Genomic DNA, 12,383 nt, shown 5'->3' on the forward strand with positions numbered 1-12,383 from the left:
GCCAAGTGGCTGTTTCGAGTAGAACACGGGAATCTTGGAGTTCGTCATGAGTGCTTTTCACGACCTTAAGTTGACAGCCCTGGATGGTCAGGAGCTACCGCTGGCACCGTTCAAGGGCCAAGTCGTGCTGGTGGTCAACGTCGCCTCCAAATGCGGCTTGACGCCACAGTATGCGGCGCTGGAAAACCTCCATCAGCAATTCAAAGGCAAAGGCTTTAGCGTGCTGGGCCTGCCGTGCAACCAGTTTGCCGGTCAGGAGCCAGGTACCGAACAAGAGATCAAGGATTTCTGCAGCCTCAACTATGGCGTGACGTTTCCGTTGTCGAGCAAGCTTGAAGTCAACGGTCATGATCGTCACCAGCTCTATCGTCTGCTGGCAGGCGAGGGCGCCGAGTTTCCCGGTGACATCACCTGGAACTTCGAGAAGTTTCTGCTCGGCAAGGACGGCCGGGTGCTGGCCCGGTTCTCTCCGCGCACGGCACCGGATGATCCGACCATTGTTCATGCGATTGAAAAAGCGCTGGGCTGAAACAGCAAGATCAAAAGATCGCAGCCTTCGGCAGCTCCTACAGGTGGCCTCAAACCCCGTGTAGGAGCTGCCGAAGGCTGCGATCTTTTGCTTTGCGTCTTTTAATCCTTAATCACCCAAATCAATAGTGCTGTTCAAAGGGTTCGCGTCTCCATATTATCGCCGTCATAAAGCCTTCTCTGTGGAGCCCTTCGATGCCCGTTCAAGCCTTGTTCAAACCGTTCCAACTCGGTGCCCTCGAACTGCCGACCCGCGTGGTCATGGCACCGATGACTCGCTCGTTTTCTCCAGGCGGCGTGCCTAATTCGAAAGTCATCGAGTACTACCGTCGTCGCGCGGCCGCCGGTGTTGGCCTGATCATCACCGAAGGCACCACCGTTGGCCACATAGCCTCCAACGGCTATCCGAACGTGCCGCAGTTCTTCGGTGACGCGCCATTGGCCGGTTGGAAGAAAGTCGTTGATGCGGTTCACGCCGAAGGTGGCAAGATCGTTCCGCAACTGTGGCACGTCGGCAGCGTGCGCCGCATCGGCACCGAGCCGGACGCCAGCGTGCCGGGTTACGGCCCGTCGGAAAAACTAAAGGACGGTCAGGTCGTAGTGCACGGCATGACTAAACAAGACATCCAGGACGTCATCGCGGCTTTCGCCCAAGCGGCCAAGGATGCACAGAACATCGGCATGGACGGCGTGGAAATCCACGGCGCCCACGGTTACCTGATCGACCAGTTCTTCTGGGAAGGCAGCAACCAGCGCACCGATGAATACGGCGGCAGCCTGGCCAACCGTTCGCGTTTCGCCATTGAATTGATTCAAGCGGTGCGTGCGGCGGTCGGCGAAGGCTTCCCGATCATTTTCCGTTTCTCGCAGTGGAAGCAGCAGGATTACACCGCGCGTCTGGTGCAAACCCCAGAGGCGTTGGGTGAATTCCTCCAGCCGCTGTCCGATGCTGGCGTGGATATTTTCCACTGCTCGACGCGTCGCTTCTGGGAGCCTGAGTTCGACGGTTCCGAGCTGAACCTGGCCGGCTGGACGCGCAAACTGACTGGCAAACCGACCATCACCGTAGGCAGCGTTGGCCTGGATGGCGAGTTCCTGCAGTTCATGGTCAACACCGACAAGGTCGCGCAACCGGCCAGTCTGGAGAACCTGCTGGAGCGTCTGAACAAAGAGGAGTTCGATCTGGTGGCGGTGGGGCGCGCTTTGCTGGTCGATCCGGACTGGGCGCAGAAAGTTCGTGAAGGGCGTGAACAGGATATTTTGCCGTTCAGCCGTGAGGCGTTGATGACGCTGGTTTAAGCGGCGCTTTCACTGGCCCCTTCGCGAGCAGGCTCGCTCCCACAGGTTTCTCTGCTGTTCACAAAATGTGTGTTCACCGAGGATCCCCTGTGGGAGCGAGGCTGCTCGCGAAAGCTGTTCTAAGGTCAGCAAAGATTCAAGGCAATGTCTGCGCATTCGGCACCACCTGCTCCCCCACACAAGCCCCGCGCAAGTGCTTTTCAAACTGCTCGATAACCGCCGGCCAACCCTGGCGACTCGCATGCTGCCGCGCATTCAGGCGCACACAGCGCAGCCGCTCATCCTCTTCCAGTAACCATGCAGCGGCATCGCAAAACGCCTCTTCATCTCCGGGCATCGCCAATACGCCGTTGTAACCGTGGCGAATATGTTGCGCCGCCGCAGCCTGATCGTAAGCCACCACACCCAACCCGGAGGCCAATGCTTCCAGCACCACGTTGCCGAAGGTTTCGGTCAGGCTGGGAAACAGAAAAACATCGCCGGATGCGTAATGCGCCGCTAATGCTTCACCGCGCTGCGCGCCGCAGAAAATCGCCTCGGGCACATCCTTTTCCAGCGCCAGCCGCTGCGGCCCGTCACCGACGACGACCAATTTCAGATTGCGCTGTGGATAAGTGTCGCGCAGTTTTTCGAAGCAGCGCTTGAGCAGGCCAAGGTTCTTCTCCGGCGCGAGGCGTCCTACGTGAATCACCGCAATGTCCTGCTCGGATAGGCCCCATTGCTCACGCAAGGCATTCAGCCGTTTGCTCGGGTGAAACAATTGGCTGTCCACGCCACGCGACAACAGCGCCAAGCGCTCGAAATGCCGTCGCTCCAATTCCAGCCGCTGGCTGACGCTCGGCACCAACGTCATCGCCGAGCGATTGTGAAACCAGCGCAGATAATGCGTGAGCATTCGCGTCAACAGACCGAGGCCATACTGACTGGTGTATTGCTGAAAGTTGGTGTGAAACCCGCTGACCACCGAAATCCCCAAACGCCGCGCCGCCCGTAACGCCGACAAACCGAGCGGCCCTTCCGTGGCGATGTACAGCACGTCCGGACGCTGACGTTTCCAGCGTCGCAGCAGCTTGTGCATCGACGACTGACCCCATTGCAGCCCCGGATACCCCGGCAATGGCCAGCCGCGACACAACAGCAGCGCGTCATCTTCACTGCGCTGTGGATCACCGGCCTGACGCGGGCGCACCAGTTCCACTTGGTGGCCACGCGCGCGCAAGCCATCGCACAAGCGTCCAAGGGTATTGGCCACCCCGTTGATTTCCGGTGGGAAGGTTTCGCTGATCAGGGTGATGTGTAGAGCTGTCGTCATGACCTCAGTGTCGACTGAGGCCATGTCGTGCTTGTGACGTTCGGATGATGGATTTGTGACGCGCTATCGGTCAGTGGCTCAGCGCTGAGTCACGAGGTTTTCTGAACCGCGTTCGCGCACCCAGAACAGCGTCGCCCCGGCCACAGCTGCTGGCATCATCAGGATGTTGACCACCGGAATCAGCAGTACCAGATAGACGATCCCGCCAAAACTCATGCTCTGCCAGCGCTTCTGCCGCAGCCAGGCGAGCATCTCGTTCCAGCCCAGCTTGTGGTTGTCCGCCGGGTAGTCGATGTACTGGATCGCCATCATCCATACGCCGAACAGCAGCCACAGCGGTGCGGCAATGATATTCACCACCGGGATGAACGAGAGAATGAACAGGCCGATGGCACGCGGCAGGAAGTAGCCGAGTTTGCGCATTTCCCGGGCGAGGGTGCGCGGGATCATCGCGATCAGTTCGCCCCAGCTGAATGCCGGAAAATCATCGGTGCCGCGTACCACCACTTCGACTTTTTCCGCGAGAAAGCCATTGAACGGCGCGGCGATCACGTTGGCCAGCATGGTGAAAGTGAAAAACACCATCAGTGCCACCAGCACCACAAACAACGGCCAAAGAATGTAGCTGAGGAAACTCAGCCACTCGGGTAGCGATGGCATCAGCGTATCGACCCACAGGCTGAACTGGTGGCCGGCCAGATAGATCAATCCGACGAACAGCACCAGGTTGATCGCCAGCGGCAACAACACGAACAGGCGCAAGCCGGGGCTGAGGACCAGTTTGAGGCCTTCGCGCAGGTATTGCGGGCCGGACAGAACAGGGGCGGGCATAAGGTGCTCCGAGCAAGGGAAAACGCGCCGACCTTACCGGCTTTGCACCAGTGGTGAAAGCGCGGCAGAGTGATCGACATGCACTGTAACAAAGACGTCCATCTCGTCAGTGTGTCGGCATAGAGACCACCTATGAGCTGGATTGTTAAACCGTATTTCCTTAATCTTGCCCCCCTCGATACGCTGCACCCAACTTTTTACAGGACTGTCGAGCTCAAGCCTTCCCCAAGGTTTTCCACGGTCCTTTTTTATTCCCGCCGGCAGTCCGGCGATCCGCGCCCGTTTTTCGGCCCGGTCAACAGGAGCAGGTCATGTCTGAAGTCCGTCATTCGCGAGTGATTATTCTCGGTTCCGGCCCTGCCGGTTACAGCGCTGCGGTATACGCGGCCCGCGCCAACCTCAAGCCACTGCTGATCACTGGCATGCAGGCTGGCGGTCAACTGACCACTACCACCGAAGTCGACAACTGGCCGGGCGACGTTCACGGCTTGACCGGTCCAGCCCTGATGGAGCGGATGCGCGAGCACGCCGAGCGTTTTGAAACCGAGATCGTTTTCGATCACATCAACGCTGTGGATTTCGCTGCCAAGCCTTACACCCTGACCGGTGACAGCGCGACCTACACCTGCGACGCCCTGATCATCGCCACTGGTGCCAGCGCGCGTTACCTGGGCCTGCCGTCGGAGGAAGCGTTCATGGGCAAAGGCGTTTCCGCCTGCGCCACCTGCGACGGCTTCTTCTACCGCAACAAGCCTGTTGCAGTGGTTGGCGGCGGCAACACCGCTGTTGAAGAGGCGCTGTACCTGGCCAACATCGCCAGCACCGTGACCCTGATCCACCGCCGCGAAACCTTCCGCGCTGAGAAGATCCTGATCGACAAGCTCAACGCCCGTGTGGCCGAAGGCAAGATCATCCTCAAGTTGAACGCCAACCTTGACGAAGTCCTGGGCGACAACATGGGCGTGACCGGTGCGCGTCTGAAGAATAACGACGGCAGCTTCGACGAAATCACCGTCGACGGCGTGTTCATCGCCATCGGCCACACCCCGAACACCTCGCTGTTCGAAGGTCAGTTGACCCTCAAAGACGGCTATCTGGTCGTGCACGGTGGCCGTGAAGGTAATGCCACTGCAACCAGCGTCGAAGGCATCTTCGCTGCCGGTGACGTGGCTGACCACGTTTACCGTCAGGCCATCACCTCGGCCGGCGCCGGCTGCATGGCGGCACTGGACACCGAGCGTTACCTGGACGGTCTGCAGAACGCTTCGTTCTAAATCGCAGACATAAAAAAACCGGCCACATTGGCCGGTTTTTTTGTGCCCGAGAATCACAGTCACCACAGATCAAATGTGGGAGCGAGCCTGCTCGCGAATGCGGTTTATCCGTCGACATCAATGTTGAATGTCAGTCCGTATTCGCGAGCAGGCTCGCTCCCACAGGGGATTGTGGTTGGCTATGGAATCAGCGGCGGGTCAGGGATTGGGTAGTGAACTTCACGCCGGCCAGGCCATGCTGGATCAATGCACGGATATTGCCGTGATCACTGCCCTCAGGCGTGGCCACCACCGAACGGTAATGCTCGCCAAACGCCAGCAGCGCTTCTTCATCGCTCAGACCTTCCAGCAGCGCCAGACCCAGGGTCTTGCACGAGCCTTCGTTCTGCCCGGCGGCGTTTTCCACGCCGCCGTTGTTGAAGGCCTGCGGCTGGTAGTCGTAACCGGCGGCGATGAACGTCAGGGTGTCGGCGAATGCGTGCTCGCCGCTCTTCAGGCTGCTGCGCAGGCTGTTCAGATCACTCATGGGTTTTTCCTTTGGCGAACGCGGCTTGTTGCTCGGCGTTGGCTTCTTGCTGATATTGGGCTTTCCACTCGGCGTACGGCATGCCGTAAACCACTTCGCGGGCGTCATCGAGGCTGACCTCGATCTGGCGCTCGTCAGCTTCGGCCTTGTACCACTTCGACAGGCAATTGCGGCAGAAGCCGGCGAGATTCATCAGGTCGATGTTCTGCACGTCCTTGCGGCTGTCCAGGTGGGCGACCAGCCGGCGGAAGGCGGCGGCTTCGAGTTCGAGGCGTTGTTGCTCGTTCATGGGAGTCTCTGCGAGACAGCTTCAAGCGACGAGCTTCAAGCTGCAAAATGGGTGGCGGTGATACGAAGTTTACAGCTTGCCGCTTTAAGCTTGAAGCTAGCGGCTCGCTGCAAGCGTGATTGACACCGACTCGGCAAAACGCAGCGCGTGCGGCTTGTCGACTTCGACTTCGGCATACAGCACTGAACCGTTGCTCATCACCAGATCGAGCAATTCCTGAGTCAGGCGTTCGAGCAGCGCAAAGCGGTTGCCCTCGACGTGGGCGATGATCGCTTTGGTGATCGTGCGGTAATTCAGCGCGTGGTCGATATCATTGTCACGCACCGCTTCCTGCGCGGCATACAGAATGGTCAGGTTGATCAGCACATCCTGCTTGTTGAGGATTTCGTCCTCGTTGATCCCGATAAAGGTGCGCAAGCGCAGATCCTTGACCCGGATGCGCGCCATTCCCGGCTGAAGTTGTGGCATTTACTTGCTCCGTCCAATCAATTGCAGGAACTCCTGGCGGGTGTTGCTCGACTCGCGGAACGCGCCGAGCATGACCGAGGTGTTCATGGTCGAATTCTGTTTCTCGACACCGCGCATCATCATGCACATGTGTCTGGCCTCAATGACGACCGCGACGCCGGCGGCATCGGTGACCTGTTGCATTGCGTCGGCGATTTGTCGGGTGAGGTTTTCCTGAATCTGCAGGCGCCGGGCGAACATGTCCACCAGTCGCGCGATTTTCGACAGACCCAGCACCTTGCCCGTCGGAATATAAGCCACATGGGCCTTGCCGATGAAGGGCAGCAGGTGATGTTCGCACAAAGAGTACAACTCGATGTCAGCGACGATGATCATCTCGTCACTGTCCGAGGCAAACAGCGCGCCGTTGACGATCTCATCAACGCTCTGTTCGTAACCATGACACAGGTATTGCATGGCCTTGGCCGCGCGCGCAGGGGTGTCTTGCAATCCTTCACGGTCGGGATCTTCGCCGAGGCCAATGAGGATTTCGCGGTAATTCTCGGGCAGTGAGCGGGTCATGGACATCCTCGCGAGTCGGCTTACTTGACGTGCCGTCCGCCGTTGACGGTCAGGGTCGTACCGGTGACATAAGGGTTGTCGAGCAGATAGCGCAGGCTCTGGTAGATCACTTCGCTGCCGGGTTCGATGCCCAGCGCGGACTTGGCCAGTGCCTTGGCGCGGTACGCCGCGTCGTCGTCGGGATTGAACAATAGCAGGGCCGGGGCGATGCCGTTGACCTTGATTGCCGGCGCATAGCGGGCGGCGAAGGACAGGGTCAGGCTGTCGAGCCCGGCTTTGCTGGCGCAATAGCCGATGTGTTTGCTACTGCCTTTGCGTGTGACATCGTCGCTGATGTGGACGATGTCAGCGGGCGTCGAGCGTTGCAGCATTTCGCCACAGTGCAGGTTGATCAGGTACGGCGCGAGCATGTGCAGATTGAACATCTGCGTGAACGCTTCGGCCTCATAGCCTGGGGTTTCGACCAGCCACTCGGAGGCGTTGTGGACGATGGCGCGCAAGCTGTCGGTGTGGGTTTTCAGTTCATTGATGAACGCGAGGATCCCGACCTCGCTCGAGAAGTCGGCGAACAGGCCAATGGCGCCCAGATCGCGCAGCGTTTGCACACCCGGGCGTTCGCTGCGGTAGGTGAAGATGACGCGATGGCCGTCTTCGAGCAACCGCTGCGCACAATGCAGGCCGACACGCTGGCCGGCACCGGTGATGAGGATCGGGGCTGAGGAATCAGGCATGAACGGCTCGCATCGCGGTTGGAGTAAAAACTATAACAGCGACGAGCCTGAAAAGATCGCAGCCTGCGGCAGCTCCTACCTTGGCCTGTATGCAGTCCTGTAGAAGCTGTCGAGTGCGACGAGGCTGCGATCTTTAATGTTTCTGAGGTGCCGCCGAAACAGGCAGTCGCACCGGCGTACTGTTCAGCCAGTTCGCCAGCAATCGGGTCGACAGCGGGATAAAGAAGTAAACCATCAACGGCGTCAGGCACGCGGTGCTGATCAAAATCCGCGGCAACAGGCTCAGTTCTGCGAGCAACGGGCCGAGGACAAAGTTGAACAGCAGTGACACCGGAAAGAACGCCAGCCAGATCGCAACGGCCTGCTTCCATCGTGGAGGACGTTGCCCGGCAGCGCCGAACCAGCCTTCGATGCCACTGACCCGATGCTCTTTGGGGTGGGCGAACAGATCGCTGCCACGGCTCAGCCACGCGGTACGTGAAACCGAATGCTCCCACGCATGCAACGTTTGCTCATCGACAAAGCGGAAGATGATCTGGAATTCGTTATCGCCGGGTGGCGGAGCGAGCACGCCGGAGCCCAGATAACCGGGGAAATCAGTGGCCAGTTGTTCGCCTTCGCGCAGCCAGGCGATCAAGTCTTGATAGCGGCCATCAGCGACGCGACGGGCAACCATCAGCGTGACGGGGGAAGTAGACATTATGTATCTCCGTATTTCGATTGCGTCGCTCCGGGTAGGAGTTTCGCCTGACGCAGGACCGGGGTAGAGGCCTACGCTTTTCAACAAGCAAGGATTATTCCGGATTTTCACGATTAAACCAGCGACGTTCTTCGCATTTCATCACTTGAACCCAATCGGGGCATAAGCGTTAGAATAGGATCCAATTGACCCGACATGGAAGTTGAACGCCCCTATGCCTGTGATCACGGACGCAAACCCTGCCACGCAGGCCTCTGTTGCGCTGGAACGCGCCGATTTGTTCCCGATTCGGGAGGTCGCACGCCTGACAGGTGTAAACCCGGTGACCTTGCGCGCGTGGGAACGGCGCTACGGTTTGATTCAACCAACACGCACTGAAAGTGGGCATCGGCTCTATTCGATGACCGATATCGAGCGTGTGCGCAGCATCGTCGACTGGATTGATCGCGGTGTTGCCGTGAGCAAAGTCGGCAAGATCCTCGCCAAGACCGAGCCGATGAAAGTATTGGCGCACATCATCCCGGATGACCTGGTGCAGGCCGATTATCTGCAATGGCAGGAGCAGATCCAGCAGGCGGTCAGTGCGTTCGACGACCAGCAACTGGATCGCGTCTATGGGCAGATTTTCTCTTCCTACGCATTGTCCGTGGTATTTCAGGACATTCTCATGCCGTTATGGCTGCAGATGTTGCAGCGCCAGGACGCGTTCGGACAAACCAGCGAGTGGCTGTTCTTCGACGGGTTCCTGCGGGCGCGGGTGTTGCAACGGATCGTCATGCTGCGTGGCACGCAACCGCGTCGGGTGATCGTCAGCGCACTGGCCGGGCAATGCCGGGAGCTGGAGTTGCTGGTGGCGGCGTTGTTCCTCAGTGATAGCAATTCCGGCGTTCGGGTGCTGACGACAGGTCAGCCGTTCGATGAACTGACGTTGGTGTGCGAAAAGATCAAACCTGATGCACTCGTGCTGTTTTCCAATCACGCCCCCAATGCCGAATTGCCTCGGCGTCTGAACCGCTTGGCGTTGAGTCTCGAATGTCAGTTGATGCTGGCGGGCGACGCTTCAGATCTGGCGCAGGACAGCCTGGCCGGATCGTCAGTTGCGTGCCTGGGCAATGAAGGCGCGAACATGCGTCAGCGCATGCTGCAGTTTCTCGCGGGGAATCTGGACACCTGAAACTCAGGTGTGAAGGGCGGGATGCGTCAGGCGATGTTGCTGCAGGATGAACTGGCGCAGACGCTCTGTTTCATCGGTGTCGGTCTGGCTCAGTTCGTAGGCGTAGAAACCGCTCTCGGTTTCCCGTTCGAAATTGCCCCGCAATGAAATCCGCTCGTAGCCCGAAGGGCTGAACCACAGCGCGAAATGCTTGGGTGGCTTGGTCTTGTTGCGCACTTCCAGCAGCACACCTTTGTGCGAAACCTCGTGGACCCACAACGTGCCCGGCTGCCCCTTGGCATTTTCCAGGGCAACCGGCTCTTCGAGAGTCAGTCGCCATGGCCGCACCATCGGGCCATCTTCATAAATACTCGGTACACCGAGACGCAGATGCAAAGCGTGGAACTCGTCTTCCACCAGATGCAACGGGAAAGTCATCTGCTGATTTTCGAAGTTGGCCTGAATGGTCACTTGCTCGTGAGCGGCAAGGCGGGTGAGCAAATCACGGATCTGCGAACCGCCGTTAACCAGCAGACTCGACGTCGCATCCCGCACGTTCAGTTGCGGGTTGTGCTGCATGGTCTGGATAAAATCCAGCTCATCCTGAGTGAGGAGGGCGTCGCGCTGCATGGCTAACTCGAAAGATATAGATACAAAGTCATTGGTGATTGTAGTTAATGACACTTAGTTCGCGATTTTGTTTTGACCGTTTGTCGCTTTCAATGCTGCCAATTCTGCTTTGAGGGCAGCGACTTCAGCTTCCAGTTGAATCACGCGCTGTTGCGCCTTGACCTGAACCGTGACGTCCTTCTGCACGCCAACGAAATAGGTCTGCCCGTCTTCGACGTTTTTCACCGTTGAAAGCGACAGTTCATTCCAGAACGGTGTGCCGTCCTTGCGATAGTTGCGCAGGATTTCCCGGCACGATCCATTGTTGCGCAAGACTTCGCGAATCAGCGCCAGACTCTCCTGATCACGATCACCGGCCTGCAGAAACCGGCAGTCCTGATAAAGAATCTCCTCGCTGGTATAGCCGGTCAGACGTTCGAAAGCCGGGTTCACATAAATCAGGATGTTGTCCTGTTCACCTTCCTTTTCAGCGACCACGATCCCGTCGTTCGACGCGTTGATCACCATTTGCAGCAGGTTGGCGTTGATCATCTTTGAATCCTTTCAGAGTTGTCAGTGGCACGCATTCTAGAAGAACCGCAGGCGCTGTCTACTGGCCATTACCGCCAATTGAGATCCAGTCGCAGCTTTGCGCTTGAGGCTGTTACTATCGCGGCTCTTTTTTTCCAGTTTCAGGATCAGATTGATGAAAGTCGCCATCCTCTCCGGTTCGGTCTATGGCACCGCCGAAGAAGTCGCCCGTCACGCCCAGAACCTGTTGAAAGCCGCGGGCTTTGAAACCTTCTACAACTCGCGCGCCAGCCTCGCCGACATCCAGGCGTTCGGCCCCGAAGCATTGCTCGCAGTGACCTCGACCACTGGCATGGGCGAATTGCCCGATAACCTGCAACCGCTGTATTCGGCGATTCGCGATCAGTTGCCAGCGCAATTGCTCGGTTTGCCGGGCGCGGTGATTGCCTTGGGCGACGCCAGTTACGGCGACACTTTCTGCGGCGGTGGTGAGCAAATGCGTGAACTGTTTGGCGAACTGGGCGTGCGTGAAGTGCAAGAGATGCTGCGCATCGACGCCAGCGAAAGCGTCACCCCGGAAACCGATGCCGAGCCTTGGCTGGCGCAGTTGATCGAAGCGCTCAAGGGCTGATTGCCCGTTCACGCAGCAGGCTCAGCCACGCCTGTGCGGCTTTCGACAGATAGGCGCCGCGCCGCCAGATAAACGCGATATCCCAACGCAGATAATCCGGCGCGCGCAAGGTCAGGCGCACCACGCCTGGCCGCACTAGCCCGCGAGCCACCACGCTGGGCAACAGCACCACGCCTTGCCCGGCGGCCACCAGCGCCGCAAGGAAATCCGCCTGACCGCTGCGTCCGCCTTCCTTCGGTGTGAAACCCAGTTGCTGGCACGCCTGCAGCAAGCGGTCGTTGAGCACGAAGCTGCGCTGATAGAGCAGAAAGGGGGTCTCGGCCAACTCCTCCAGACCAATCTCGCCTCGATCGGCCAGCGGATGATCCACGGGCAGCAGGGCGTCGAGTTTCTCATCGCAAAACGGCTGACAGTCGAATTGCGGATCCTTGGGCAACAGACTGCCACCCAACTCCAGTTCACCGCTGAGCACCGCCTGCTCGATGTTGCGGCTACCGCCCTCAAGTAACTGAATGCTGATATTCGGATAGCGTCGGCGGTATTCGGCAAACAATTCTGCGAACAGTGCATCGCTTCCCAGCAGTGGCAAACCCAGGCGCAGTTCTCCACGCGCCAGATGACTCAGATCATCCAGTTCCGCGAGCAATTCGTTGCGCAAGCGCAGCATGCCCTCGGCCCGTTGCAGCACCACGCTGCCGGCAGCGGTCAGGCGTAACTGTGAACCGAGCCGTTCGAGCAATGGCGTGCCGAGGCTCTGCTCCAGTTGTGCGATCTGTTTGCTCACCGCTGACTGGCTGATGTGCAGGGTTTTTGCGGCCTGGGTGAAACCGCCCTGATGCATGACTTCGACAAAACTGCGCAGCTGTTTGAATTCCATTGCTTGATTCCATTTTGGAATGGCATTGAGTCTAACAATTCGCTTCAGGGATGGCAGGGCACT

The 12,383-nt window shown here is 58.7% G+C and carries 16 protein-coding genes; 5 read left to right on the forward strand and 11 right to left on the reverse strand.

Translation table 11 applies throughout. The features are described 5' to 3' along the window. Positions 1–46 precede the first annotated feature (46 nt). Positions 47–529 carry a glutathione peroxidase gene (locus QZR14_RS09885; protein WP_123451724.1) on the forward strand — a complete coding sequence of 161 codons (483 nt, stop codon included), beginning with the start codon at positions 47–49 and terminating at the stop codon, positions 527–529. Between the two features lie 194 nt (positions 530–723). Continuing rightward, positions 724–1,827 (forward strand): NADH:flavin oxidoreductase, encoded by a 1,104-nt coding sequence (locus QZR14_RS09890; RefSeq protein ID WP_311996446.1) that lies wholly within the window; start codon positions 724–726, stop codon positions 1,825–1,827. Between the two features lie 136 nt (positions 1,828–1,963). Here QZR14_RS09890 and QZR14_RS09895 read toward each other — a convergent pair whose 3' ends face one another. Together QZR14_RS09895 and cysZ are read right to left on the reverse strand one after the other, a co-directional pair. Then, complete coding sequence (locus QZR14_RS09895; RefSeq protein ID WP_123451728.1) at positions 1,964–3,163, reverse strand: glycosyltransferase family 4 protein; 1,200 nt, start codon at positions 3,161–3,163, stop codon at positions 1,964–1,966. 54 nt (positions 3,164–3,217) lie between these two features. Continuing rightward, positions 3,218–3,970 carry a sulfate transporter CysZ gene (gene cysZ, locus QZR14_RS09900; RefSeq protein ID WP_250607666.1) on the reverse strand — a complete coding sequence of 251 codons (753 nt, stop codon included), beginning with the start codon at positions 3,968–3,970 and terminating at the stop codon, positions 3,218–3,220. Between the two features lie 311 nt (positions 3,971–4,281). Between cysZ and trxB the strand changes: the two genes are divergently transcribed. Beyond that, complete coding sequence (trxB, locus tag QZR14_RS09905) at positions 4,282–5,244, forward strand: thioredoxin-disulfide reductase (protein WP_007912350.1); 963 nt, start codon at positions 4,282–4,284, stop codon at positions 5,242–5,244. A 187-nt stretch (positions 5,245–5,431) separates the two neighbouring features. Here the strand turns inward: trxB and QZR14_RS09910 are convergent, their stop codons facing one another. The 6 genes from QZR14_RS09910 to QZR14_RS09935 form a co-directional block, all read right to left on the reverse strand. After that, positions 5,432–5,770 (reverse strand): HopJ type III effector protein, encoded by a 339-nt coding sequence (locus QZR14_RS09910; protein ID WP_311996447.1) that lies wholly within the window; start codon positions 5,768–5,770, stop codon positions 5,432–5,434. Then, positions 5,763–6,059: a DUF1244 domain-containing protein gene (locus QZR14_RS09915; protein ID WP_201235263.1), complete on the reverse strand. Its 297-nt coding sequence runs from the start codon at positions 6,057–6,059 to the stop codon at positions 5,763–5,765. The genes QZR14_RS09910 and QZR14_RS09915 overlap by 8 nt, the downstream gene beginning before the upstream one ends. A gap of 96 nt (positions 6,060–6,155) precedes the next feature. Beyond that, entirely contained in the window at positions 6,156–6,527 is a 372-nt protein-coding gene (folX, locus tag QZR14_RS09920) for a dihydroneopterin triphosphate 2'-epimerase (RefSeq protein ID WP_007914273.1), read from the reverse strand. Further along, positions 6,528–7,088 (reverse strand): GTP cyclohydrolase I FolE, encoded by a 561-nt coding sequence (folE, locus tag QZR14_RS09925; RefSeq protein WP_250607669.1) that lies wholly within the window; start codon positions 7,086–7,088, stop codon positions 6,528–6,530. Between the two features lie 20 nt (positions 7,089–7,108). After that, on the reverse strand, positions 7,109–7,819 hold the full coding sequence (gene folM / locus QZR14_RS09930; protein WP_311996448.1) for a dihydromonapterin reductase: 711 nt from the start codon (positions 7,817–7,819) through the stop codon (positions 7,109–7,111). Between the two features lie 133 nt (positions 7,820–7,952). After that, positions 7,953–8,519, reverse strand: a complete 567-nt coding sequence (locus QZR14_RS09935; protein ID WP_250607672.1) for an antibiotic biosynthesis monooxygenase — start codon at positions 8,517–8,519, stop codon at positions 7,953–7,955. A 214-nt stretch (positions 8,520–8,733) separates the two neighbouring features. Between QZR14_RS09935 and QZR14_RS09940 the strand changes: the two genes are divergently transcribed. Next, a complete protein-coding gene (locus tag QZR14_RS09940; RefSeq protein ID WP_311996449.1) occupies positions 8,734–9,693 on the forward strand; it encodes a MerR family transcriptional regulator in 960 nt (319 codons plus the stop codon). A gap of 3 nt (positions 9,694–9,696) precedes the next feature. Here the strand turns inward: QZR14_RS09940 and QZR14_RS09945 are convergent, their stop codons facing one another. Together QZR14_RS09945 and QZR14_RS09950 are read right to left on the reverse strand one after the other, a co-directional pair. After that, positions 9,697–10,302 (reverse strand): hypothetical protein, encoded by a 606-nt coding sequence (locus QZR14_RS09945; protein ID WP_016987019.1) that lies wholly within the window; start codon positions 10,300–10,302, stop codon positions 9,697–9,699. Positions 10,303–10,356: 54 nt separating this feature from the next. Continuing rightward, positions 10,357–10,833: a PAS domain-containing protein gene (locus QZR14_RS09950; RefSeq protein WP_250607676.1), complete on the reverse strand. Its 477-nt coding sequence runs from the start codon at positions 10,831–10,833 to the stop codon at positions 10,357–10,359. A gap of 154 nt (positions 10,834–10,987) precedes the next feature. On the opposite strand from QZR14_RS09950, the gene QZR14_RS09955 reads away from it, so the two are divergent. Then, the gene (locus tag QZR14_RS09955; protein ID WP_250607678.1) at positions 10,988–11,443 is read left to right on the forward strand and encodes a flavodoxin; all 456 of its coding nucleotides are present in this window, start codon (positions 10,988–10,990) and stop codon (positions 11,441–11,443) included. Here the strand turns inward: QZR14_RS09955 and QZR14_RS09960 are convergent. Beyond that, positions 11,433–12,320, reverse strand: a complete 888-nt coding sequence (locus QZR14_RS09960; protein WP_250607680.1) for a LysR family transcriptional regulator — start codon at positions 12,318–12,320, stop codon at positions 11,433–11,435. The two genes, QZR14_RS09955 and QZR14_RS09960, sit on opposite strands and share 11 nt — an antisense overlap. Positions 12,321–12,383 lie beyond the last annotated feature (63 nt).

It is taken from the genome of Pseudomonas sp. rhizo66 (genome assembly GCF_031931925.1).
In the GTDB taxonomy this organism is placed as follows: domain Bacteria; phylum Pseudomonadota; class Gammaproteobacteria; order Pseudomonadales; family Pseudomonadaceae; genus Aquipseudomonas.

What these genes read in the sequence shown, in the direction of transcription:
- QZR14_RS09885 (WP_123451724.1), top strand. Translation starts at nt 47, where the DNA reads ATGAGTGCTTTTCACGACCTTAAGTTGACAGCCCTGGATGGTCAGGAG.
- QZR14_RS09890 (WP_311996446.1), top strand. Translation starts at nt 724, where the DNA reads ATGCCCGTTCAAGCCTTGTTCAAACCGTTCCAACTCGGTGCCCTCGAA.
- QZR14_RS09895 (WP_123451728.1), bottom strand. Translation starts at nt 3,163, where the DNA reads ATGGCCTCAGTCGACACTGAGGTCATGACGACAGCTCTACACATCACC.
- cysZ (WP_250607666.1), bottom strand. Translation starts at nt 3,970, where the DNA reads ATGCCCGCCCCTGTTCTGTCCGGCCCGCAATACCTGCGCGAAGGCCTC.
- trxB (WP_007912350.1), top strand. Translation starts at nt 4,282, where the DNA reads ATGTCTGAAGTCCGTCATTCGCGAGTGATTATTCTCGGTTCCGGCCCT.
- QZR14_RS09910 (WP_311996447.1), bottom strand. Translation starts at nt 5,770, where the DNA reads ATGAGTGATCTGAACAGCCTGCGCAGCAGCCTGAAGAGCGGCGAGCAC.
- QZR14_RS09915 (WP_201235263.1), bottom strand. Translation starts at nt 6,059, where the DNA reads ATGAACGAGCAACAACGCCTCGAACTCGAAGCCGCCGCCTTCCGCCGG.
- folX (WP_007914273.1), bottom strand. Translation starts at nt 6,527, where the DNA reads ATGCCACAACTTCAGCCGGGAATGGCGCGCATCCGGGTCAAGGATCTG.
- folE (WP_250607669.1), bottom strand. Translation starts at nt 7,088, where the DNA reads ATGACCCGCTCACTGCCCGAGAATTACCGCGAAATCCTCATTGGCCTC.
- folM (WP_311996448.1), bottom strand. Translation starts at nt 7,819, where the DNA reads ATGCCTGATTCCTCAGCCCCGATCCTCATCACCGGTGCCGGCCAGCGT.
- QZR14_RS09935 (WP_250607672.1), bottom strand. Translation starts at nt 8,519, where the DNA reads ATGTCTACTTCCCCCGTCACGCTGATGGTTGCCCGTCGCGTCGCTGAT.
- QZR14_RS09940 (WP_311996449.1), top strand. Translation starts at nt 8,734, where the DNA reads ATGCCTGTGATCACGGACGCAAACCCTGCCACGCAGGCCTCTGTTGCG.
- QZR14_RS09945 (WP_016987019.1), bottom strand. Translation starts at nt 10,302, where the DNA reads ATGCAGCGCGACGCCCTCCTCACTCAGGATGAGCTGGATTTTATCCAG.
- QZR14_RS09950 (WP_250607676.1), bottom strand. Translation starts at nt 10,833, where the DNA reads ATGATCAACGCCAACCTGCTGCAAATGGTGATCAACGCGTCGAACGAC.
- QZR14_RS09955 (WP_250607678.1), top strand. Translation starts at nt 10,988, where the DNA reads ATGAAAGTCGCCATCCTCTCCGGTTCGGTCTATGGCACCGCCGAAGAA.
- QZR14_RS09960 (WP_250607680.1), bottom strand. Translation starts at nt 12,320, where the DNA reads ATGGAATTCAAACAGCTGCGCAGTTTTGTCGAAGTCATGCATCAGGGC.